This is a genomic window from Allosphingosinicella sp. (assembly GCF_036570505.1).
Taxonomy (GTDB): Bacteria; Pseudomonadota; Alphaproteobacteria; order Sphingomonadales; family Sphingomonadaceae; genus Allosphingosinicella.
In genome coordinates this window covers 1-21,237 of record NZ_DATCYB010000060.1, presented here as the reverse complement: position 1 = coordinate 21,237, position 21,237 = coordinate 1, and the positions used below count along the sequence as shown (strand labels likewise).

General features: G+C 63.0%; 23 protein-coding genes and 1 tRNA gene. 6 read left to right on the top strand and 18 right to left on the bottom strand.

What is annotated here, in order from left to right:
* Positions 1 to 5 precede the first annotated feature (5 nt).
* On the top strand, positions 6 to 1,334 hold the full coding sequence (locus VIR62_RS06815; protein WP_431869815.1) for a DUF2254 domain-containing protein: 1,329 nt from the start codon (positions 6 to 8) through the stop codon (positions 1,332 to 1,334).
* 60 nt (positions 1,335 to 1,394) lie between these two features.
* Complete coding sequence (locus VIR62_RS06810) at positions 1,395 to 3,506, top strand: prolyl oligopeptidase family serine peptidase (RefSeq protein ID WP_431869813.1); 2,112 nt, start codon at positions 1,395 to 1,397, stop codon at positions 3,504 to 3,506.
* 1 nt (position 3,507) lies between these two features.
* Here the strand turns inward: VIR62_RS06810 and VIR62_RS06805 are convergent, their stop codons facing one another.
* Together VIR62_RS06805 and VIR62_RS06800 are read right to left on the bottom strand one after the other, a co-directional pair.
* On the bottom strand, positions 3,508 to 3,957 hold the full coding sequence (locus VIR62_RS06805; protein ID WP_431869812.1) for a DUF4112 domain-containing protein: 450 nt from the start codon (positions 3,955 to 3,957) through the stop codon (positions 3,508 to 3,510).
* 37 nt (positions 3,958 to 3,994) lie between these two features.
* A complete protein-coding gene (locus VIR62_RS06800) occupies positions 3,995 to 5,437 on the bottom strand; it encodes an ABC transporter substrate-binding protein (RefSeq protein ID WP_431869810.1) in 1,443 nt (480 codons plus the stop codon).
* Between the two features lie 139 nt (positions 5,438 to 5,576).
* On the opposite strand from VIR62_RS06800, the gene VIR62_RS06795 reads away from it, so the two are divergent.
* The gene (locus VIR62_RS06795; protein ID WP_431869808.1) at positions 5,577 to 5,909 is read left to right on the top strand and encodes a PilZ domain-containing protein; all 333 of its coding nucleotides are present in this window, start codon (positions 5,577 to 5,579) and stop codon (positions 5,907 to 5,909) included.
* Between the two features lie 7 nt (positions 5,910 to 5,916).
* On the opposite strand, the gene VIR62_RS06790 is transcribed toward VIR62_RS06795, so the two are convergent.
* Positions 5,917 to 6,038 (bottom strand) — tRNA-OTHER (locus VIR62_RS06790).
* A gap of 72 nt (positions 6,039 to 6,110) precedes the next feature.
* On the opposite strand from VIR62_RS06790, the gene VIR62_RS06785 reads away from it, so the two are divergent.
* Both VIR62_RS06785 and VIR62_RS06780 read left to right on the top strand, forming a co-directional pair.
* Positions 6,111 to 6,494 carry a hypothetical protein gene (locus VIR62_RS06785; RefSeq protein ID WP_431869807.1) on the top strand — a complete coding sequence of 128 codons (384 nt, stop codon included), beginning with the start codon at positions 6,111 to 6,113 and terminating at the stop codon, positions 6,492 to 6,494.
* Between the two features lie 361 nt (positions 6,495 to 6,855).
* Positions 6,856 to 7,335, top strand: coding sequence for a GNAT family N-acetyltransferase (locus tag VIR62_RS06780; RefSeq protein ID WP_431869805.1), 480 nt, complete (start codon positions 6,856 to 6,858; stop codon positions 7,333 to 7,335).
* Positions 7,336 to 7,637: 302 nt separating this feature from the next.
* On the opposite strand, the gene VIR62_RS06775 is transcribed toward VIR62_RS06780, so the two are convergent.
* From VIR62_RS06775 to VIR62_RS06740, 8 genes are all read right to left on the bottom strand, one after another.
* Positions 7,638 to 7,793: a hypothetical protein gene (locus VIR62_RS06775; protein WP_431869803.1), complete on the bottom strand. Its 156-nt coding sequence runs from the start codon at positions 7,791 to 7,793 to the stop codon at positions 7,638 to 7,640.
* An 89-nt stretch (positions 7,794 to 7,882) separates the two neighbouring features.
* On the bottom strand, positions 7,883 to 9,526 hold the full coding sequence (groL, locus tag VIR62_RS06770; protein WP_431869802.1) for a chaperonin GroEL: 1,644 nt from the start codon (positions 9,524 to 9,526) through the stop codon (positions 7,883 to 7,885).
* Between the two features lie 49 nt (positions 9,527 to 9,575).
* A complete protein-coding gene (locus tag VIR62_RS06765; RefSeq protein ID WP_431869888.1) occupies positions 9,576 to 9,863 on the bottom strand; it encodes a co-chaperone GroES in 288 nt (95 codons plus the stop codon).
* A gap of 476 nt (positions 9,864 to 10,339) precedes the next feature.
* Positions 10,340 to 10,525 (bottom strand): hypothetical protein, encoded by a 186-nt coding sequence (locus VIR62_RS06760; protein ID WP_431869800.1) that lies wholly within the window; start codon positions 10,523 to 10,525, stop codon positions 10,340 to 10,342.
* A 659-nt stretch (positions 10,526 to 11,184) separates the two neighbouring features.
* Positions 11,185 to 11,685 carry a Dps family protein gene (locus VIR62_RS06755; protein ID WP_431869798.1) on the bottom strand — a complete coding sequence of 167 codons (501 nt, stop codon included), beginning with the start codon at positions 11,683 to 11,685 and terminating at the stop codon, positions 11,185 to 11,187.
* 55 nt (positions 11,686 to 11,740) lie between these two features.
* Positions 11,741 to 11,983 carry a DUF2171 domain-containing protein gene (locus VIR62_RS06750; RefSeq protein WP_431869796.1) on the bottom strand — a complete coding sequence of 81 codons (243 nt, stop codon included), beginning with the start codon at positions 11,981 to 11,983 and terminating at the stop codon, positions 11,741 to 11,743.
* Positions 11,984 to 12,105: 122 nt separating this feature from the next.
* Positions 12,106 to 13,116 carry a magnesium and cobalt transport protein CorA gene (locus VIR62_RS06745; RefSeq protein WP_431869794.1) on the bottom strand — a complete coding sequence of 337 codons (1,011 nt, stop codon included), beginning with the start codon at positions 13,114 to 13,116 and terminating at the stop codon, positions 12,106 to 12,108.
* A 36-nt stretch (positions 13,117 to 13,152) separates the two neighbouring features.
* Positions 13,153 to 13,434, bottom strand: coding sequence for a GNAT family N-acetyltransferase (locus VIR62_RS06740; protein WP_431869793.1), 282 nt, complete (start codon positions 13,432 to 13,434; stop codon positions 13,153 to 13,155).
* 450 nt (positions 13,435 to 13,884) lie between these two features.
* Here VIR62_RS06740 and VIR62_RS06735 point away from each other — a divergent pair, with 450 nt between their 5' ends.
* Positions 13,885 to 15,564 carry a cation:proton antiporter gene (locus tag VIR62_RS06735; RefSeq protein ID WP_431869791.1) on the top strand — a complete coding sequence of 560 codons (1,680 nt, stop codon included), beginning with the start codon at positions 13,885 to 13,887 and terminating at the stop codon, positions 15,562 to 15,564.
* Positions 15,565 to 15,585: 21 nt separating this feature from the next.
* Here VIR62_RS06735 and VIR62_RS06730 read toward each other — a convergent pair whose 3' ends face one another.
* The 7 genes from VIR62_RS06730 to VIR62_RS06700 form a co-directional block, all read right to left on the bottom strand.
* Complete coding sequence (locus VIR62_RS06730; RefSeq protein WP_431869790.1) at positions 15,586 to 16,068, bottom strand: peroxiredoxin family protein; 483 nt, start codon at positions 16,066 to 16,068, stop codon at positions 15,586 to 15,588.
* Between the two features lie 55 nt (positions 16,069 to 16,123).
* A complete protein-coding gene (msrA, locus tag VIR62_RS06725) occupies positions 16,124 to 16,636 on the bottom strand; it encodes a peptide-methionine (S)-S-oxide reductase MsrA (protein WP_431869789.1) in 513 nt (170 codons plus the stop codon).
* Positions 16,633 to 17,082, bottom strand: a complete 450-nt coding sequence (msrB, locus tag VIR62_RS06720; protein ID WP_431869787.1) for a peptide-methionine (R)-S-oxide reductase MsrB — start codon at positions 17,080 to 17,082, stop codon at positions 16,633 to 16,635. Before msrB ends, msrA begins: the two co-directional genes overlap by 4 nt.
* Before the next feature lie 63 nt (positions 17,083 to 17,145).
* The gene (locus VIR62_RS06715) at positions 17,146 to 18,813 is read right to left on the bottom strand and encodes a GMC family oxidoreductase (protein WP_431869785.1); all 1,668 of its coding nucleotides are present in this window, start codon (positions 18,811 to 18,813) and stop codon (positions 17,146 to 17,148) included.
* Positions 18,814 to 18,974: 161 nt separating this feature from the next.
* On the bottom strand, positions 18,975 to 19,316 hold the full coding sequence (locus VIR62_RS06710; RefSeq protein WP_431869783.1) for a c-type cytochrome: 342 nt from the start codon (positions 19,314 to 19,316) through the stop codon (positions 18,975 to 18,977).
* 76 nt (positions 19,317 to 19,392) lie between these two features.
* Positions 19,393 to 19,962 (bottom strand): ferritin-like domain-containing protein, encoded by a 570-nt coding sequence (locus tag VIR62_RS06705; RefSeq protein WP_431869781.1) that lies wholly within the window; start codon positions 19,960 to 19,962, stop codon positions 19,393 to 19,395.
* A gap of 137 nt (positions 19,963 to 20,099) precedes the next feature.
* Complete coding sequence (locus tag VIR62_RS06700) at positions 20,100 to 20,588, bottom strand: sigma-70 family RNA polymerase sigma factor (protein WP_431869779.1); 489 nt, start codon at positions 20,586 to 20,588, stop codon at positions 20,100 to 20,102.
* Positions 20,589 to 21,237: the final 649 nt, after the last annotated feature.

Below are 21,237 nucleotides of genomic sequence, written 5' to 3'. Positions count from 1 at the left end.
CTCGGGTGCAGACCAGTCTCCGCAAATTCTGGCTGAGCCTCAACGCCAGCTACTGGTTCATTCCCACCTTGTTGACACTGACGGCGCTGGTCTTGTCCTTCGCCACCATCTACATCGACCGCAACGGCGGCGCCCAGTGGCTGACAGATCTCGGCTGGGTGCAGGTGACGCGCCCCGACGGCGCCCGCAGCCTGCTGACGGTCATCTCCAGCTCGATGATCGGCGTCGCCTCGACGGTCTTCGCCATCACCATCGCGGCCGTCGTATACGCATCCGGCACCTACGGGCCGCGCCTCCTCACCAATTTCATGACCGATCGGGGCAACCAGCTTTCACTCGGGGTCTTCGTCGCCACCTTCGTCTACGGCCTAATGGTACTCCGGGTGGTGCGCGCCGAGGACGAGGTGCCGGCGACCGCGGCAGATGCGGCCGCAACCTATCTCCCCGGCTTCGTTCCGCAGATATCATTGCTGATCGCCGTCGCGCTTCTCCTGCTTTCGGTCGCGGTGCTGGTCTATTTCCTTCACCACATCCCGGCGAGCATCCGCATCAACAGTGTGCTGGCGGGGATCGGCAGACGGCTGCTGAGGGATATCGAAGAACGTTTTCCAAAGGCGAACGGCGCCCGCTCTCCGTCCAAGGGCGCGGGCGGCAAGCCGGTAGCGGCGACCGCGACCGGTTATGTCGAGATAATCGACTTCGACCGACTGGACGACATCGCCCGCGCAGTGGACGCCACGATAAGCCTCAAGGTGCGCACCGGCGATTTCATTCATCCCCCGATGGTCCTGCTGCACGTGGTCGGCGCCGATCCGGACGGCGAGTTGAGCGCGGAACTTCGTGGCGCCTTCGCCGTCGGCGCGGCGCGGACTCCGACGCAGGATCTCGAATATCTGTTCGACGAGCTGGTCGAGATCGCGCTCCGTGCTTTGTCGCCGGCGATCAACGATCCGTTCACCGCGATCACCAGCCTTCACTGGGTCGGCGCCGCCACCGCCAGCCTCGCCGGGCGAAACCTCTGTCGAGGTCCGGAGCAGGAAGATTATGACGCGATGCGCGTGCGGCCGCGCGAGGACGATTTTTCGCATTTCGTCGCGCGCGGGTTCGGCGGCATCCGCCTGTCCGCCGCCGGCAACCCGCTCGCCGCCAAGGTCTTTATCGAAATGTTGGCTTCGGCCGTGGAAGGTTGTGAATTGCCGGAGCGCCGCGCCGTGCTGGCGCGGGAGGCGAAGCTGCTGGAAGAGCAGGCCGAGGTGGCGCTTGCCGGGCCAGCGCTGGACGAAATCCGGGAAAAGGTGCGCGCCTTCGAGGCCTCGCTGCGTGTTCTCCGGTAGTGACAGGCCCGTTTCCAGCCTCTAGCCTTCGGCAAAACCTTAGAAAATTGGGAGATGCGCTTGTTTCGTCCGATCCTTCCTGTCGCCGTGTTGCTGTTTACCGTTGCTGCTGCGCCGCCGGCCGACGACCCTTATCTCTGGCTTGAGGAGATACAGGGCGAGCGCGCTCTGACGCAGGTGAAGGAATGGAACGCCGAGGCCGAGGCAGCTCTCACCAAGATGCCGCGCTACGAGGAGTATCGGAAGCGCGCCAGGGCGATCCTCGACGATGAGCAGCAGATCGCGGCGCCGGAGGATGTGCTGGACGACGAGGTCACGAACCTGTGGCGCGACGCGCAGAACCCACGCGGGCTGTGGCGGATCGCCTCCCTCGAATCCTACGTCGCGGGCAAACCCGAATGGCGGGTGCTGATCGATGTCGACGCTCTGGGGAAGCAGGAGGGCAAGAGTTGGGTGTGGCACGGGGCCAACTGCCTCGCGCCCGAATATACGCGCTGCCTCGTCTCTCTGAGCCCGGGCGGCACCGATGCCGACGTCGTGCGCGAGTTCGACATCACGACCGGCCAGTTCGTCGAGGGCGGCTTCACCCTCCCGGAGGCCAAGACAAATGTCGACTGGGTCGACGAGAACAGCCTGCTCGTCGTCACCGATTATGGCCCGGAAAGCCTGACGACGTCCGGCTATGGCCGCATCGCCAAGCTGTGGAAGCGCGGCACGCCGCTCGCCCAGGCGTCAACGGTGATGGAGGGCGCCAAGACCGATGTCAGCGTCTCGCCCTTCTCGGTCATGGACGACGACAGGCGCTGGACCTTCCTCAACAAGGGTGAGACGTTCTGGACCGGCGAGCTGTGGCTCTATCAGGGCCCGGACAAGCTCATCCAGACACCGCTCCCGGAGGACGCCGACTTCCGCGACGTGTTCGACGGGCGGCTGATCGCCAGCCTCAACTCGCCGCTGGCCGTGGAGGGCGGCGAGACGCTTCCCGCAGGGGCGATCGTCGCTTACTCGCTCGCCGACATCGCCGCCGGACGTGCCACGACGCCGGAGTTGGTGACGGCGCCGACCAAAAGTCAGGCGATCGAGGAAGTCGCCGCGTCCGATAATGTGCTGTGGGTGAAGGCGCTGGACGACGTTTCCGGCAAGCTCTTCGCGCTCACGGTCGGCGAGGAAGGGAGCTGGACCAGCAGCCCGGTCGCGCTGGAACCCAACATGACCGTGCACCTCCTGGACACCGCCAGCGAAGCCGATCTCGCCTTCGCCACGGTCGAGGGGATGCTGAACCCGCCGGCGCTCTATGCGGTCACCTCGGGGTCGATGCCGCGCGTGGTGCAGGCGCTTCCGCCCAAGTTCGACGCGAGCCAGTTCACCGTCGAGCAGCGTTTCGCGACCTCCAGGGACGGCACCCGCATCCCCTATTTCCTGGTTCGAAAGAAGGCCGTGGAAGGAGCGGTTCCCGCGCTGATCCATGCCTATGGCGGTTTCCGCGCCGCGCAAACGCCGACTTACCTCACCGAGCAGCCCTATCGCGCTGGCCCGCTCGGCCTGTTCTGGGTCGAGGAAGGCAATGCCTATGTGCTCGCCAATATTCGTGGCGGCGGCGAATATGGCCCTGCCTGGCACGAGGCCGCTCTGCTGGAGAACCGCCAGCGCAGCTTCGACGATCTCCACGCGGTGGCGGAGCATCTGGTCAGCACCGGCGTTAGCCAGGCGGGCAAGATCGCCATCTCCGGTCGCTCCAACGGCGGCGTGCTGGTCGGCGCGGCGGTGAACCAGCGGCCCGATCTCTACGGTGCCGTCATCTCGGGCTCGCCGCTCGGCGACATGAAGCGCTACGACAAGCTGCTGGCGGGTGCGTCCTGGGTCGGCGAATATGGCGACCCGGACAATCTCGAGCATTGGGCGTTCATGTCGAAATATTCGCCCTATCAGAACATCGAGGAGGGCGTGGATTACCCGCCGGTCTTCTTCTATTCCTCGACGCTCGACGACCGTGTTCACCCCGGCCACGCCCGCAAGATGGCGGCGCGGTTCGAGGAATATGGAAACCCCATCTATTTCCACGAATATATGGAGGGCGGCCACTCGGTCGGCGCGGATCATGCCGAGGACGCGAAGCGGGCTGCGTTGCTGACCGCCTTCCTCAACCGGGTGCTGGTCGAGGGCGAGGAGTGATCTAGCGGCGGGATCCCGGCGTCGCGACGACCTCTCCTTCGACGGTCATGGTGGAAGGGTGGTGCTTGTCCAGGTATCGCTTGATGATCCTAAGGTTACGGCTGTTCGAGCGGAAGACGAAGTCGAACAGGTCGCCCACCAGCGGCACCGCGCCCAAAAGCGTGTCGATGCCGACATTGCCGGCCATGCGGGCGACCTGGAATTTCGACATGCCGAGGTTCCGCGCCTCCCATACCAGCCAGGCGCCCATTGAGGCGGTGACGATGTCGCCCAGTACCGGGACGAGGCCGAGGATCGAATCGAGCCCGATGGGACGATTGATGCCGGGCACGACGAACATTCGTTCGAGCACCGCCTCCATCGCCTCCAGCCGGCGACGCACCGATTTGGGATCGCGCCCGACCGGCAGCTGACTGGCGAAGGCTTCGAACTGTTCCTGCGGCGTCGGCACTCGCTTCCCTCCATGCTGCGTTTCCAAGCTGGGGCGTCTAGGGTTCCAATACAACGAGCGTGCCCGGGAGGTGGCGGCTGAAGGGGTTCACCTGGAAGCCGCTCAGGCGCGGCGAAACCAGCGACCAGCGCACCGGGGCGGTGAGGGGAATGAAAGCCGTCGCATCGGTAAGCAGGCGATCCGCCTGGGCGAGCAGGGTTCGCCTTTCCGCCATAGCCTGCTCGGTCCGGGCGGCCTCGAGCAGTGCATCCGCTTCCGCGCTGCAGATGACGCTCGCCTCACAACTGAAGTGACGCAGGTACCAGCCGGCCAGCATGGCAGGCGCGACCCGGTCGATGAGGCGCAGGTCAGCATCCTCCCGAAGCCCCACCCGTTCGGCATTGATGCCGATCGCCCGCCAGTCCCGCCGAAGATGAGCGAAAACGAGGCGGTAACCGGGACCCTCCGGCATCGCCACGCGCAGCGTCGGCGGTTCCCCTTCGAAGGCTTCCGCAATCGCTTGCGCGGCCTGCTCCCGCCGCATCGGCAGGGGGCTCGCCGCCCAGTCGGGCTGCGCCGGCTGTGGCAGCTCGTCCAGGCCCGACGGCAGGATCGACGCGCGGGGCTGAAGCTCCGGCACGCCGAGGGCCGCGACCAGGTCGGTCCGGTCGACCGCCATGCTCAAAGCGCGGCGCACGGCGGGATCGGCGACGGGTCCTTCCCGGCTCGTGAAGGTGAGGCCGAACAGGCCGCCCACGGGGTCGAAGCGGAGCGCCGCCGCGCCGGGTTCCGCGGCGCGCGCGATCGGGAGGTCGCCGATCCTGCCACCCACCACGAGATCGGAACGACCCTGCCGGAAGCGCGCGATCGCCCGCGCCGCCGGCTCGCCGCGAAGGAGGATGGGCGGCCCGTGTGACCCGGCTCCGTCTTCCTCCTCATTCTCGTCATGCTCGCTGAGCAGAATGGCGCCATCTTCCTGAGGCGACAGGTTGAATGGCCCGGTGCCGCCGTCGTCCAGCATGATGCCCAGTTCCGGCTGGGCGAGCAGCTGGAGGAAGTTCGGGCGCGGCGATTTGAGGCTGATTTCCAGCACGTCGTCGGTCATTGCCTCGATCTCGTCGATCACGCCCAGCTGGACCTTGAGGTCGTTGCTGCTGGCGCGGCTTATCGCCGCCTGGAGCCGCTCCGTGACCTGCTCGGCCGTGACGGGCTCCCCGTTCGCCCATTCGGTGCGGACGAGACGAAACGTGTATCGAAGGCCGTCATCCGACACGATCCAGCTCTGCGCCAGCGCCGGCTGGACCTGCCCGGTGGCGTCGAACTGGACCAGCCCCTGGGCAGCCGCCTCGATGAGGAAGGCCGACGCCGGATCGAGCCGTTTCAGGTTGGGATTGACGAGGCTGGGCGGGTCGCCGATCGCGCTCACCGCGATCGGACCGCTTTCCGGCTCCGAGCAGCCGGCGATCCAGAGCAGGGCGCCGGCGACCACGGTGCGCATCATAGGTGACCGAATCGCCATTGCTTCGTTCGATAACGCATCGCCGGAGCGATTATTAGGGCCGTTCGCCTCGTCCGATCGATCGACATTTACGGGTCTTTCATCGATCCGGTGTAGCACCGAAGGTGACGGGGACGTGCAGATGAAGTCTGATCGGGAACTGCCTAGCTATTATCGCGAACGCCACGCCAAGCGAACCAAGGTGCAGGCCACGGCCAGCATCCGCCACGGCGATTGGTACAGCGTCGAGGTCCGCATCCGCGATGTCTCGCAACGCGGCTTCATGGCGGAATGCGCCGACCCGGTCGGGATCGGCAGCTATGTCGCGCTGGATGTTCCCGGCATCGGTGCCGTGCGCGCCCAGGTGCGTTGGCAGATCGGCGGCCGCATGGGCGGAATGTTCCTCGATCCGATCAGTCTCAGCCGCTGCGAGTGGACAGCGGTCAAGACCACCCCTCCTTCCGGGGCGGCCTGAAAAAAGCTGGCGCGGACGGCGGGACTCGAACCCGCACGCCCTGAAGGACAGAAGATTTTAGGCCGAAAAATATAGGGTACGCTCAGGCTCCCTTTAAACCCGTTCCGAGCCGGGCGTTCGACCATCCGCTTGCGCGCCGATGCACATATGTGGCGGCGATGAGGTCATGAAGGAGGTGGCCGACGGAGCGGGCCAGATGCCGTGGCCGATTTCGAGGCGATGCTTGGCGGCGCTGTCATGCTTCCCGATTCCGGCGCGTTCGGACCCTGCTTTGAAAGGGCGACCAGGCCGCTTCGTCGCTATCAGCTCGGATTCGAGCCGAAGGTGCTGACGGAAAATCCGCGTATTGTGCGCGGCCTCATCGCCGGTTTGGCGGCGGCGCGGGCGGGTCTGCTTAATGGCGATGAGATATTGAAGCCGGTCGGGCAAGACGCAATTCAGGGTGAACAGGACGCCTACCTCACACTGCAGATCAGGCGCGGCGAGCGCACGTTCGAAGTGGAGTACCAGCCCCGCGGCGAAACGGTTGAGGCTTATCAATGGGTGCGCCAGGAAGGCGTGCCGGACAACGCCTGCGCCTATTGAAGGATTTGCTGGCCGGCGCTGAAGGGCAAGATCGAGGTGATTGAGGTTGTTCCACCCGCTGTGCAGACAACCCTCACACCAGGGCAGGGAAGCCGCCAACCGCTCGAGCAGTTTATCGAAGAGGTGATGGCTCTGCTCACCGGGCAGCCCACACCTTCCGAGATCCTCGTTGAACGAGTTCGCTTTCAGCGCTTTGCCGAAGCCGAGCACCGCTTCGAAGAGACCTTGGAGTCGCTGAACGAATTCGCAAACCGTTCGTCACATCGCCCGCGATGCTTGCTCTCTACCGGAAACAGGCGTTCGTCGCCGCGGCGCTCTTGCGCCGATTGCTGATCGACCAAGGAAGCTGCACAAGTGGCCCATGACTGAAACCGACCAGCAGCGAAGGCTGCATCCGCTGGCGGTCAGGGCCGCCGCCGAACCGGACTACCCAATCTGGGCGCGCATGCTTACCTGCCTGCACAGCGGGCAGTCCGAGGCTGATTTTCTGCGCGAACTGCGTGACCTGGTGGCACTGAATGAGCCTTACGTCGGCTTCCTCGCATTCGATGCCAGTGGCGTCCCGGTGGGGCTTATAGATGCGCGTGTGCGCAACTATGCTGAGGGATCCCCTGATCTCCGCGCGGCGTATGTCGAAGATTTGTGGGTCGAACCCAAAGCTCGTCACTCAGGGGTCGCACGGGCACTGCTTGCCGCAGTGGAAGAATGGGCGCGAGCGGAAGGCTTGCGTTGGCTTGGATCGGATACAAGTCCCGACAATGAAGCAAGCAGGGGTTGGCATGCCGCCGCCGGTTTTGACGAGGTTGAGCAACTGGTCGTCTTCGGCAAGCCGCTCAACTGAAGGATCTGACGTAACTGGGCTGTGTCCGCTATCTTCCGCCCGAGTGCCCACTGCCACCCCGGTCATACGCAAATACCGCGATACCCAACGGCGGCAGCATTTCCTTCAGGTGCTGGTAGAGCAACGCGTCGCGCAGCGGCTTCGAGGCGGAGTGCCAGGCATAGCGCCAGAGCTCATTCTTCTCCGCGTACGGCACGTAGCCTACTCATGCGAAGCGCACGGCTGCCGAGGCTTAGAGGACGATTGTCGATCGACAGGAGCCTTGGTGCGCGCGGGGACGAATGGAAGTGACACGCAGATGCTTAGCGTGCCCGGCTGGCGATCTCAGCGTCGAGTTCGGTAACAAGCGGCTCGATCAATGGCCGGTCGGCTGTCCCGGACGCAAGTTCCCGCCGCGCATAATGGAGCAGATCGTCCCAATGCTTCAGAGTGTCGGTGTGAACGGGGTGCTTGCGCAATCTGCGAGCACTCCGGACGGCCGACACCAGGTTCTCTTGTATGCTGCCATACAACTTCATCTCGACACCGGCTGCATCCTTCTTCCCGCTTAGAAGCCCATGCCTCCCATACCAGCCATGCCAGCTGGCATGGCTGGATGATCCGAACTGCTTTCAGGCAACTCGGCTATCGCAGCTTCGGTTGTGATGATGAGTCCAGCAACCGATGCGGCATCCTGCAAGGCGGAGCGCACCACCTTGGTGGGATCGATCACACCGGACTGGACGAGATCCTCATACGTCTCGGACTGTGCATTGAAGCCAAGATTCTGATTGTTGCCGTCGATTAGCTTGGCGGCGACGACCGCGCCGTCATACCCTGCATTCTCGGCGATCTGGCGCAGCGGCGCCTGAAGCGACTTTCGGACGATATCGATGCCGCGCGTCTGATCGGCATTGGCGCCCTTCAGATTTTCGAGCGCCCTTGAGGCATAGAGGAGAGCGGTGCCGCCGCCTGGGACGATGCCTTCCACGACGGCCGCGCGTGTGGCGTGGAGCGCGTCGTCGACCCGGTCCTTGCGTTCCTTCACTTCCACTTCCGAGGAGCCGCCGACCTTGATCACGGCCACGCCGCCGGAAAGCTTGGCGAGGCGCTCCTGAAGCTTTTCCATATCATATTCGCTGTCGGAGCGCTCGATCTGCCCGCGTATCGCATCGGCACGGGCCTTGATGCTTTCAGCGGATCCGGCTCCGTCGACGATGGTGGTGCTCTCCTTGTCGATCGTGACCCGCTTGGCCGAACCCAGCATGTCGAGCGTCACATTTTCGAGCTTGATGCCGAGATCGTCGGAGATCATCTGGCCGCCGGTGATGACTCCAATGTCCTCCAGCATCGTCTTGCGGCGGTCGCCGAAGCCCGGCGCCTTCACGGCGGCGACCTTGAGGCCGCCCCGAAGCTTGTTGACGACCAGGGTGGCGAGAGCCTCTCCCTCGATATCTTCCGCGATGATGAGCAGCGGCCGGCCCGTCTGGACGATGGCTTCCAGCACCGGCAGGATCGACTGCAGGTTGGAGAGCTTCCTCTCGAACAAGAGGATGTAGGGATCGCTGAGCTCCACCTGCATCCGCTCCGCGTTGGTGACGAAATAAGGCGACAGAAAGCCTCGATCGAACTGCATGCCTTCCACCACGTCGAGCTCGAATTCGATGCCGGTGGCCTCCTCGACGGTGATCACCCCTTCCTTGCCGACCTTTTCCATGGCTTCGGAGATCTTGCGACCGACGATTTCGTCGCCGTTAGCCGAGATGATCCCGATCTGGGCGATCTCGTTATTGTTCGCGACCGGCTTGGAACGCGCTTTCAGATCCTCCACCACCCGGGTGACGGCCAGATCGATGCCCCGCTTGAGGTCCATCGGACTGACGCCGGCGGCAACGGACTTCATTCCCTCGCGCACCATCGCCTGAGCGAGCACGGTGGCTGTCGTCGTGCCGTCCCCGGCATGGTCGTGCGTTCGCGAGGCGACCACGCGCAGCATCTGCGCGCCCATATTCTCGAACTTGTCGCTGAGCTCGATTTCCTTGGCGACAGCGACTCCGTCCTTCGTGATTCGGGGCGCGCCGTAGCTCTTGCTCAGCAGCACGTTTCGCCCCTTCGGCCCCAGCGTCACCCGCACGGCATTGGCGAGGATGTCGACGCCCCGGGTAATCCCCTCACGGGCATCGCGCGAAAATCTAACTTCTTTAGCTGACATGATCGATGTCCTTGTTGTGGCGTCGGTTTGAGCGGGAAGGAGCGGGAGTTCAGGCGAGGACGCCCAGAACGTCGCTTTCCTTCATGATGAGGAGGTCTTCGCCGTTCAACTTCACCTCGGAGCCGGACCATTTCCCGAACAGGATCTTGTCGCCGGCTTTTAAATCGAGCGGCGTCACCGTTCCGTCCTCGGCGCGCGAGCCGTTGCCGGTCGAAATGACTTCGCCTTCCTGGGGCTTTTCCTGCGCCGTGTCGGGGATGATGATGCCGCCGGCGGTCTTCTCGGCCGCCTCGATGCGACGGACCAAAACGCGGTCATGGAGCGGGCGGAACGTCATCATAGCTCTCCTCTTGCTGGATCGCGACGAGATCGTCGCTCTCGCAAGCGGAAGCCAGCGCTGCCAGTTTGCGAAGTGGTACTCTTGGATGTCTTTCGGCACTATCCGGCAGCTCGCTTGCCGGGTGGATTGGCTGGCCTGCCGACGCCCGGTCAGCATCAGCCAAAGGTTTGTAACTGATGTCGGCTCCACATTTTCCGCACCAACCGTCATTCAGTCGCAGCACGCGCGCGAGGGAGTGGGTTGTCCGATGGCCGCTTGAGCAGACCAGCTCGATTGTTTCGTCGCGATTCGCGCTCGAAACCGGGAGTCGCGCAACGACTCTCACAGCGTGCCGGCTGTACGCAGCTGCCACTGGAGCTCAGGCGGCTTGATCATATCGACCCCGCAAGACGTGCATCGGATTGCAAACCGCCCCTGATCCCAGCGCCTGGCCTTCACGCCAGCCGTGTGTTTTCCAAACAGCGAGTGCCGGCTCATGTTGCGGCGCTCACGTCCGGAGCATTCCGGCCCTTTGAAACTGCTTCTCCGTCCTCCCATTCCGCTCTGGCGAGGACCTGGCGCGCTTCAAAGCTGTCATCCAGGCGCTGGATCAACTGCGCGCGGCTCGTCCAGCTCAAAGCGCTGGATTCGAGACGCCGCCGCCCGTTCGCGGTGTCCATGAGCGAAGCTCTGGCGAGGTCGGCTGCAGCGAGTTCGCGGCACCCAGCTACGGTATCCTGCGCTGCCTTTTGCGTTCGACAAGGGATCCGCGAAACGATTTTAGGTGAACGCTTCATCGATGTGACACCTGTGGAAGCAAGCGGGAGCACACTGTCTCTCTGTCACGGGATGCTTGCGGGAAGATCAGGTGATGACGATCATATAGGGATTAGCGCTCCTAATACGAGGAGTGCCGAGAAGTCGCCGTACCTTGCACCGTTCGTCGCTAGCCAGGCGTCCACTGCTGAAATCGGCTTCGCTCCCGACGAACCGACTATTCCCATTCGGCCAAGGACGGCCAGCTGGTCCCCTGTCGCTTGCTACGTCCGCTGCTACCTTTTGATTTCGGCAGGAGGAGAGGGGCTGCTAACGGCTTGAAAAGGCGGTGGACGCACAAGGGTTCAGACCTAGGACCCGCTGATTAAGAGCAGGTGGTGCCGGCGGGGCTAACTCCTCGATCTAGCCACAACAGCGGCGCACGGGTCCAGCTACGGCGAGGGACACACCTGATGCCAACCCTCCTGTATGGCTTCAGCATTCCAGAGCTCTCACGGATGAACAGCGGTGGAGGTTACAACCTGCGCCGAATCCATGATCAGGCTGCGGAATGTTCAGTGCGTCACGCGGAGCGTCCGGTTTCGAAGAGGAACCAGGCACGCTGCTCCGCCTCGTCGGTCCATGTGTCGATCAATCCCGAAGTTCCGTTGTCTCTCGCGTCCTCAGCAACGGCCTTGGCCGCTCGCAATGACGCAACCAGGTCGAGATTGTCGGCGCTCAGCTCGGCCAGCATATCGCGCGCGTCAACGAGATCGGCATCATTGTCCGACAGCGTTTGGCGCCGGGCAATGTCGCCGATCGACCGCACGGTCGTGTTGCCGGTCTTGCGCACCCGCTCCGCGATCGCATCTGTGCTCAGGAGGATCTGGGCCGCCTGCTCGTCGAAGAGGAGGTGATAGTCCCGGAAATAGGGGCCGGACACGTGCCAATGGAAATTCTTGGTCTTGAGGTAGAGCGCAAAGCTGTCCGCGAGCGTCGCATTCAGCCTATCCGCGAGGGCAGCTGTTGCCCCCGTATCGAGATCCGTCGGCGTTCTGAGTTGCTCCGGGCTTGCCGTCGTCATTCTTTTCTTCCCTGCTTCACCAGACGGCAAATAGCCGTCGCGCACTCCCTCGTGCCTATTCTTCTTCCTCGAATGTGACCGCGACATCGCCGTTTGCGCTCAGGCGGACCTTGTCGCCCTCGACCTCGGCCACCAAGCCACGCGAAATGAAGTGATGGTGGCCCTTATGCCGGCCTTCACCGCTGTCCGACTTCACCAGCTTGATGCGGTCACCGTTCACGCGATCCACGGTGCCGACATGTGCGCCATCCGCACCAATAACTTCCATGCGTTCCTTCACGGCTTCGAATCCAGCCATTTGATTCACTCCTGTTCCCGCCAATGTGAGATGGTTTCGAGATGTCCCCAGCGTTTCAACGCCGGTGACGCAGATCACTCGATCCTTCAGCGCCCAAGGTTACATCCACTCGAGGCGCGTTCCTAGGCGAACCCGTCAACGGGGCGTCGCCTGGATTTGCCATGGCTCGATTGCAGCCATCCCAGCCGGCGGAAGCGCCAGTAGAGCATGCCGCAGATCCCCGCCATTAGGCCCAGGACCCCGAAAGAGCCCCAGCTCGTTAGTGTCTCGGGCATGTCGACGAAGTTCATCCCGTAGAAACCCGTGATTGCCGTCGGGATCGCCAAGATGCCTGCCCAGGCGGCGAGCTGGCGCGTAATGGCTGACTGCCGCTGCTGCTCGAGGAGGCTGCTCGCCTCCAAAGCCGCACGGATGACGTCGATCAGGCCAGCGCTCATGGCGTCGATGCGAGCGAGATGGTCGAGCACGTCTCGAAAATAGGGCTTGGCGTCATTGGAAACGCAGGGAACATCGAGGCTGGCGAGCTTGTTGCAGACGTCGCTCATCCTGGTGAGCACGTATTTAAAGTGAACCGTCTCACGCCGGAGCTGAAAGATTCGAGCGATCTCGTCACGATCCAATGAATCGTCGAGGAGGCGCCTCTCCATCAACAGGACCTCGTCGGCGATCATTTGTACTATGGGGAAATAGCCGTCGACAATCAGATCAAGGACTTCGTAGACCGCATATTCGGGGCCTTTCGCGTTCCGCGCGGCGACCTTGTCGATCCTGTTCCTCAACCGATGCCCGAAGGCCGTTTCCATCCGGCAGACCGTGATGACGCGCTTCTCGGAAAGGAAGATGCTGACGTCCGTATATTCAATCTCGAATGCGCCGAGCTCAGCCGCCTTCGCCACGACGAACACATGATCCGCGTAAAGGTCCACCTTTGCCAGTTGAGCAAGGCTCATCGAGTCTTCGACAGCAAGCTCATGCAAACCGAAGGCGCGCTGCAGCTTGCCGATGTCATTCCCATCGGGATCGACCACGTCAATCCAGGCAAAGCCATGTTCGGGCGCGATCGCCGTTGCACCATCCCACTCGGTCCAGCGCGGCGCCTCGTCCCCGCCGTGGATGGCCATCACGATGCTCACCTCGGCATTTCCAGCGCCGCTCCACGCCGATCTCCTTCAACCATCGAGCATCGCGGCAATTTGAGGATTACGAGCAGCATAAGACGCCATGAACGGGCACTTCGCGATCACCCGCTTTCCCTCGGCTCGAAGTGTCTCGAACACGGCCTCCGCCAGTCGCTTACCGATGCCCTGGCCGCCATATTCGTTTGGAACTTCGGTGTGCCGCAGCACGACACGTCCGTCCTCCAACGTGTAATAAACGACCGCCACCACGTCATCTGCGATCGGCAGCTCATATCTGCTCATTGAAACGTTGTTGATGATCTCGTCTGCCATGATGCGCTCCTTCCGCTGCCTCGAGCACGTCGCTCGCAACCCGCGGCGCGCACATGCCGCCCTCTGCCACGACTTGCCCGGCGCCAAAACGGTCCGGTCTGCTGCGAAGCTCGGTGCGAACGGAGCAACGGTTACATGAGATGGGGCGATCGTGGCGGCTACCGGGGGCATTGCAGGCGGCGACCGCCAGGATCTTGCGCTTGATTGGAGGCCACGGTCGTAACCCCAGGGCGTTCTCGGCCGGTAAGCTTATCTGTGGGGCGCGGACTTTGAAGGCCGGCCGCGGCGGGTGAGGGGAGCGAGGTTTGCCCATCCGCGCGCGGTCAAGGTTGAGACGCGCCAATGGTTTGCCGGTCATGCCTATCGAAGGAACTGGAATGCCCAAATCGTCGTGGTTCAGCAGGCGCCTGGCGCTCGGCCCGGTTCCCGCAGCCAGCAAGGATAGCGCGCGTGGAGATCGCTGAAGCCATCTTTCCGATACTGGTTCTACTGGCCCTCGGAATAGCGGCCGCCGTCTTGTCGCGCATGGCGAAGGTGAGCCCGATCGTCGGTTACCTCTTCCTTGGCATAGTCGTGTCCGCCGTCCGCCCCGAACTGCTTTCGGCGGGAGGAACGGTTCACCTGTTAGCCGAGCTTGGCGTCGTCTTCCTGCTCTTCGATATCGGCCTGCATTTCTCCACGGCGCACGTCCGCCGCCAAGCGGCCGACATTTTCGGATTGGGGCCACTGCAGGTGGGTGCCTCGACAATCCTCATCGGTGGCTGCGCGTGGGCGCTGGGCCTATCGCCGATCGCTGCGCTCGTTATCGGGATTACGTTAGCGCTTTCATCAACCGCGATCGTGGCGGGAGTCATTGCGGACCGCCGGCAACAAAATTGCCCGGTCGCGCTCACGGCCATATCGATCCTGATCTTTCAGGATGTTGCGGCCATTTTCCTTCTCATTCTGACGACGACGCTGGAGACCGGCGCCGCCGGGCCGGCCATGCTTGCGGCCTTGTTGAAGACCCTGGTCGCAATCGCAATAGCGTTGCTCTCGGCCCGCTTCATCGTCCGCCCGCTCTTTGCCATCCTCTCGCGGCACGGAGGGGAGGAAGCCTTCACCGCGACTGCGCTGCTGATCGCACTCGCGGCGGGCTGGACGGCTGCCATAGCCGGGCTGTCAATGACGCTCGGCGCCTTTCTTGGCGGGATGATGGTGGCAGAGAGTCCGTTTAAAGCGAGCGTGCGATCGGAAATCGGACCTTTCCGCGGTCTCCTGGTCAGCTTCTTCTTCCTCTCGGTCGGTGCTTCGCTGGACCGTGCCGTGGTCGCTAGCGCCTGGCCGGTCATCGTCGCCATGGCGATCGGGATCATCGCCTTGAAGTCGGTTGGCAATGTCCTTGCGAGCCTGGCCTTCCGCTGGTCCGTGCCCGGCTCAATCCAATTGGGGGTATTGATGGCCGGCGGCTCGGAATTCGCCTTCGTCGTGTTTGCGGCGCCCGGCGCTCGCGCGGCCGTCGGCGACGCTACGGCCACGCAGCTCGTCGCCGCGGTGGCTCTGACGCTCGCTGTGACGCCGACGCTTGCCTATATCGGCCGCGCTGTTGCTGGACGTTTGCGCTGGCGTGCGACACGCAAGATGCAAACCGAGATGGTACCACAGGGAAAGACCAACCCGGTGATCATTGTCGGCATGGGAGATGTCGGGCGCACGATCGCCGATGCCCTTGAGGAGTTTGATATCGGCTATGACGCTGTCGAGCGCGATGGCGCCCGACTTCGCAGCGCGGTAGCCGACGGCTACAAGGCTTCCTTCGGGGACGCGTCGGACGCGAGGCTCTGGCGCGCCCTCGACCTTGGGGGGCGCCAATTCAGTGTGATGACGGCCTCCTCGATCGCCGCTGCCCAGGAGTGGATACCATCTTCTCTGGCGCTCTACCCAGACCTTCACCGCCTCTGGGTGGCAGGCTCCGACGACGAGGCGGCGCAGCTCAATGAGCTTGGGATCGAAGCAGTGGTCTCGTCCGACGAATCTCACGGTCTCGATGCTGCCCAGGCGCTGCTTACCGCGTTCGGAATCGCGCCAGACGCTGTCTCCGCCTGGGCGGACCGGCAGCGGGCGCGGATCGCGAGCCCCTTGGCCGCGTGACACGCGCGCCGCCGTCGCGGTTCAAGCCGCCGGCGGCCGCAAAACCCGAATGAGCGCTTTCGGATGAAGCTGGAACCCGTCGAGCACCACCCCGCCATCCGGCGCGATGACCACGAACCAAGGCGTCCCGCCGGTACGATACTCCTCCATTAAAACCGGTAGCGACTTGCCGCGCTCGGGACCGACATGGCCAAAGGGGATGTTCAAACCGTAGCGCTGCTGGTTGTCGCGGATGCGCTCGAACGTGTTGACCTCGAATCCCTCGAATACCGTCTGGATCGCCGCGAACCCTACATTCCTGTCCGCCAGTTCGGCGACCAGCCTGACGAGGGTCGGAAAACCATGGGCGTGGCAACCCGGGCACCAATGCTGAAAGAAGTACAGTATCCGATATCCGTCACCGAGATCGTCCAGCGACAAAGGGCCGCGCTCTTCGCCGCTGCCGTCGATCCACCGCACGTCGCGCAATTGTGGTGCCGGCAGACCCGCAATACCCGTCTGCATTCTGACCTCCAGGCAATGTCCGCGGCCCGCAAGGGACCGCGGACAGGAACATAGGCTAGGCCGCCGCTTCTGATCGGCGCGGCAATACCCAATTGGGTCGCACGAAGTGGCAGGTATATCCGTGCGGTATACGCTCCAGATAATCCTGGTGCTCGGGCTCCGCTTCCCAGAAGGGTCCGGCAGCCTCCACCTCGGTCACCACCTTGCCGGGCCACAAACCCGAGGCATTGACGTCGGCGATCGTGTCTTGGGCCACGGCCTTCTGTTCGTCGCTCGTGAAATAGATGGCGGAGCGGTAGCTTGAACCGCGATCATTCCCCTGGCGATTGGGCGTCGTGGGGTCGTGGATCTGGAAGAAGAACTCGAGCAGCTTGCGGTACGACGTTCGCTCCGGATCGAAGATGATCTCAATCGCCTCGGCATGCGTGCCGTGATTGCGATAGGTCGCGTCCGGCACGTCGCCGCCGGTATAGCCGACACGGGTCGAAACGACGCCCGGCATCTTACGGATCAGGTCCTGCATGCCCCAGAAGCAGCCGCCTGCCAGTACTGCGCGTTCGGTGGTCATTGGATGTCCTCCACTTGATCGAGATAGTCGCCGTAGCCCTGGGCCTTCATTTCCGCCTTTGGCACGAAGCGAAGCGACGCTGAATTGATGCAATAGCGCAGGCCTCCGCGGTCGCGTGGGCCGTCAGGGAATACATGCCCCAGATGGCTATCGCCATGCTTCGAACGCACCTCGGTGCGATCCATCCCGTGGCTCGTATCGCGCAGCTCGTTCACATGTGCCGGCTCTATGGGCTTGGTGAAACTGGGCCAGCCGCAGCCGGACTCGAACTTGTCGGAGGACGCGAACAACGGCTCGCCCGACACGATGTCGACATAGATCCCAGCTTCCTTGTTGCCGAGATACTCGCCACTTCCCGGGCGCTCGGTTCCGCACTCCTGTGTGACGCGATACTGTTCCGGCGTCAGCTTGGCGATAGCAGCTTGGTCTTTCTCGTATTTTGCCATGGTATCCTCCTTGGCTCCTTGGTGAGATGGGCGCTGGGCCGGATCGTGTCCAATAGGCCCAGGCTATAGTTTCAATGCAGCCGCAAGTCGGGGCGCGGCGTGAACAGCGGCGTCGCCGGCTCGCGCCGGAGCGCCCCAGGTCCGCTTCAGGTCCTCGACAAGCATCGCCGTAGCGTGGCGCGCGAGCGCCTGGGTCGGGGCGTTCGTGTTGCCGCTCGTGATGTTCGGCATGATCGCGGCGTCGATGACCCGGAGATCGTCCACGCCACGGACCCTCAGCCTTGCGTCAACCACCGCTCGCGCATCCTGGCCCATCCGGCACGTTCCGACCGGGTGCCACATCGTCGTCACGACACGCTTCACCCATTCGCCGATCTCCCCATCCGACTGGATGTGCGGCCCAGGCTCCATCTCTTCCTCGATCACCGGCGCCAGCGACTCCTGGGCCATCACCGCGCGGATCGCGCGAACCGATTCCACCGCCGCCCTCAAATCTTCTTCCTCGCCGATGAAGTTCGGGTTGATGAGCGGCATCGATGTCGGGTCCTTGTCGGCCAGCCGCACCCACCCGCGGCTTTTCGGCTGGAGCACCACGAGCTCGAAGGTGATGCCCGAGCGGTCGCCCGTCGCAGCGAGACCCTCGGTGGCTATGATCGGAACGTGATAGCATTGGATCGTGGGTTCGGCGGTGACGTCCGACGGATTCCAGTGCGTAACCGTCTCGATGCCGTTCCCCGCTGCCGGACCATCCTTGGTGACGAGATATCGCAGGCCCGCCTTCACGGTTCCGAGGCCCATCGCGGCCGCCTGATAGCCGAGGTCGCCCTTTACATAGGCTCGGACCGGCACCATCGGGTGGTCCTGTAGATTTTCCCCCACTTCCGGAGAGTCGACGATCACCCCGATGCCGTGCCGGCGCAACTGTCCGGCCGGCCCGATGCCCGAGCGCATGAGGATCGTCGGACTTTGGATAGAACCGGCCGATAGCACGACCTGGCGGGCCATGATCGCCTCGAAGCCCTTGCTGCTCAGCTGGACGCCGACGGCGCGGCCATTTTCGACAAGAACGCGAACGACGGTCTTCTCGGTGAGAAGGGTCACGCGTCCAGAGGCGAGGTGCGGACGCAGATAGGCATCGACCGCGCTGCACCGTCGTTGATTTCCAATCGTAGACTGCACCGGCGAGACGCCGATTTGGCTCTTGCCGTTATAGTCGGGATTGAAGGGAACCCCATATTCCTGGAAGGCCTTGAGGCAATATTGGTTGAGCGCGTTGATGCCCTTGGGTTGCTGGACTGCCAGGCCACCATCAATGCCGTGATAATCGTCGTGGAAGGTGTCGTTGCTTTCCTGGGCGATGAAGACGGGAAGCAGGTCTTCATACGACCATTTGCCGGTCTCGCCGACCGCATCCTGCCAGGCGGCATAATCGCGCATCTGACCACGGACATAGGCCATCGCGTTGATCGAGGAGCCGCCGCCGAGCACCTTGGCCGAGCGATAGGCCCGCTTGGTGCCGTGCTGGGGGACCGTCTCGTATTTCCAGACGTTCCGGTCATGGGCGAGCATGTTGGCGAAGCCCGCCGGAATGTGGATGAACGGATCGCGATCCACGCCGCCCGCTTCGATCAGCGCAATCGACGCAGAGGTGTGCTCGGCGAGATAGCTCGCGACAACGCAGCCGGCCGCGCCCGCACCAACAATAACAATGTCGTAAGCTTCGTGATACATCAGTGTCTTTCCCATTCTCGCCATTTGTATCGTTCGATCAGCAACCGGAGCTGGCGCAGCGCCATCGCGGTGCCCGGTCCTGAAATTGATTGGATAGCCGGCGTCGTGGCAGCGGACTGCCCTTCTCGCGTGGGGCTTGCGCGCGACGCCGACGCGGCGGACTAAGGTTTCGTTTTCGACACGGACTGGAGGTAGGCAACGATCAGCCGCCGTTGCGCCGGATCGTCCATTTCAAGGTACATCCTGCTTCCCGGCGCCATCTTTTGTGTGCCGCGTAGCCATTGGTCGAGCCTGGCCGGAGTCCACACGCCCCCCAGCTTCTTCAAGGCAGGCGAGTAAGTGTACCCCGGCACGCCGGCGACCGCACGCCCAACCACATTTCGGTGGCGTGGCCCGATGCGGTCGGTATCCACCGAATGGCAGCCGGCGCACTTGGTTTGATAAAGCGCCTGTCCCGCCGCGGCACCATCGGCCGCCGCGCTCGGTCGCGCGATGGCAAACATGACGCCTGCGCCGACTGACAACGCGGCCCCGATCCGGGAGACTGCGACGAGCGATAGACCCATAACCGACCTCCGATCAGCCGAAGAGATAGGCTGCCGCGGGTATCGGCGTTCCGGCAGCATTGTTGAGCGTCGCCCAGTGCACCGCCTCGTCCGCCGAGAGCGAAGCAAAGAGCTTGGCGATCTTGGGGTCCTTGAGGGAAGTGATCTGGCCGATATAGGCGCTGGCTGCGCCCCGCTCGAGCGTTGCGGCGAGTGCCACGACATCGCCTTCCGACTTGAGCGCTCCGAGCTTGAGCTCGGCAATATACTGGGCGTCGGTCTTCGGTTCGATCGGGTGGCCGCCTAACTGCGTTACGAGTTTGGCAAGAGAGTCGCGGTGCTCCTGGTGATGCCCCATGAACGTCAGGGCGACCTTGAGCGTGTCTGGAGAAAGCAGCCCGCTCTTTCCCGCGATCTGGTAAGCGGCAATGCCTTCATGTTCCAGGGCGAGCGACGTCTGGAGCACGCCCAAATCGTCCGACTGGGCGACGGCAGCTACCGCACTGCTGCTTATCAAGCCGGTTGCGCCAATGCCCAGCATTACCGCGCCGGAACTAAGAAATTTGCGTCGATCGCTGATGCCTACACCCTGATTCATGCCCATCGTCCCATCTCCAAAGCGTCCGGTTAGACTCGGACCCATCGTTCGGGCGCCAACCGCGGAGCCTCGAACTACTGGTTTCAAACTCGGCGGCTGATCGGGAACGGTTACAGCAGTGACCTCGGCAATCGCGCGGCCGCTCAGTCGGAGAGGGCTTGCCCGATGCGTTTCAATCCACGGTGGATGTTGACCTTAACGAGCGAGGGCGATTGTCCCGATAGCCTCGACGCTTCCTCGACCGTGGCACCGTGCAGCTTAACCAGCTTGATGACATGGGCCTGTGACGGCTTTACTTCGGCCAAGAGAAGTTCGAGCAGGATGGCCGCTCGTGCGGCAGGACCGTGATCAGCGACCGAAACATCAGTTTCCCCCAAACTATCGGGACTGCGTAAATGTGCGCGCAGCTGATCGATCCATTTGAAACGTGCGATTGTCTTCAGCCAGGGCGTCATCGGCGCATTGGCTTGGTATTTCTGCTTGTGGACATGAATGGCGAGAAGCGCTTCCTGGGTGGCGTCCTCCGCTGCGGCCGGTGGAAGCTTCCTGTGGAAATATTTTGAAAGCCAGTGACTTACCTCGCCCATCAATCGTTCATAGGCGCGATCATTGCCGTTCTGGGCCGCCGTCATCAGCGCATTCCATCGGTCGTTCAGAGAAATGATGGTCGGTGCTTGGGCTGCCTCGACTTCCTCGGAAGAACACGGCGCGTCTCTATGTATCGATCCTGACATTCGGGCTGCCTCGTCCAGGGGTCGAGCAGCAACGTGCCGAAGGGTTTCAGGTCAGTGATCGAATAGAACCCGCGTTCGGACTTCGAACGGACCTCTTGACCTGTAACCGCGTCCAATATCACACTTCGCTGGAAACGACCTTATTTCCAATAAGATAATGCGCACCAGAACCTGTCTGGGGCGTCCATCCGTCGCCGACCATGAGCCGCGATTAAGGATGTTTCCATTGCTTTACGGGCTTGCGCGCCAACTTTGGACGACAGCGCACGCCCAGTAGATAATACCGCACGCAGAGCGGTCCAAGCACGTCTTTTGGACGCGATGAGACGCCGACTCGACTCAGATCGCTGCCTTGCAGGTCCACTGGACAGCGGTCGCGTTGACTTTCGTCGAGATCGGCCATCAGTGTAACGCCGGCGCGTTGGGGCGCGAGTAGACAGCAAATCCTGAATGGTGAGGAGACCCCAATTGCTCGAAGCCCAAGCACGCATCGCAACGCTCGAATCCAGCCGATATCTGACCGAAGTGGCGGAGGCTTGGAACCACA

Bases quoted from the DNA above. Each gene is read 5' to 3' on its own strand.
- VIR62_RS06800 (WP_431869810.1), bottom strand. From the start codon at position 5,437: ATGATGCGCACCGTGGTCGCCGGCGCCCTGCTCTGGATCGCCGGCTGC.
- VIR62_RS06795 (WP_431869808.1), top strand. From the start codon at position 5,577: ATGAAGTCTGATCGGGAACTGCCTAGCTATTATCGCGAACGCCACGCC.
- VIR62_RS06780 (WP_431869805.1), top strand. From the start codon at position 6,856: ATGACTGAAACCGACCAGCAGCGAAGGCTGCATCCGCTGGCGGTCAGG.
- groL (WP_431869802.1), bottom strand. From the start codon at position 9,526: ATGTCAGCTAAAGAAGTTAGATTTTCGCGCGATGCCCGTGAGGGGATT.
- VIR62_RS06765 (WP_431869888.1), bottom strand. From the start codon at position 9,863: ATGACGTTCCGCCCGCTCCATGACCGCGTTTTGGTCCGTCGCATCGAG.
- VIR62_RS06760 (WP_431869800.1), bottom strand. From the start codon at position 10,525: ATGGACACCGCGAACGGGCGGCGGCGTCTCGAATCCAGCGCTTTGAGC.
- VIR62_RS06755 (WP_431869798.1), bottom strand. From the start codon at position 11,685: ATGACGACGGCAAGCCCGGAGCAACTCAGAACGCCGACGGATCTCGAT.
- VIR62_RS06750 (WP_431869796.1), bottom strand. From the start codon at position 11,983: ATGGCTGGATTCGAAGCCGTGAAGGAACGCATGGAAGTTATTGGTGCG.
- VIR62_RS06740 (WP_431869793.1), bottom strand. From the start codon at position 13,434: ATGGCAGACGAGATCATCAACAACGTTTCAATGAGCAGATATGAGCTG.
- VIR62_RS06730 (WP_431869790.1), bottom strand. From the start codon at position 16,068: ATGCAGACGGGTATTGCGGGTCTGCCGGCACCACAATTGCGCGACGTG.
- msrA (WP_431869789.1), bottom strand. From the start codon at position 16,636: ATGACCACCGAACGCGCAGTACTGGCAGGCGGCTGCTTCTGGGGCATG.
- msrB (WP_431869787.1), bottom strand. From the start codon at position 17,082: ATGGCAAAATACGAGAAAGACCAAGCTGCTATCGCCAAGCTGACGCCG.
- VIR62_RS06715 (WP_431869785.1), bottom strand. From the start codon at position 18,813: ATGTATCACGAAGCTTACGACATTGTTATTGTTGGTGCGGGCGCGGCC.
- VIR62_RS06710 (WP_431869783.1), bottom strand. From the start codon at position 19,316: ATGTTTGCCATCGCGCGACCGAGCGCGGCGGCCGATGGTGCCGCGGCG.
- VIR62_RS06705 (WP_431869781.1), bottom strand. From the start codon at position 19,962: ATGGGCATGAATCAGGGTGTAGGCATCAGCGATCGACGCAAATTTCTT.
- VIR62_RS06700 (WP_431869779.1), bottom strand. From the start codon at position 20,588: ATGACGGCGGCCCAGAACGGCAATGATCGCGCCTATGAACGATTGATG.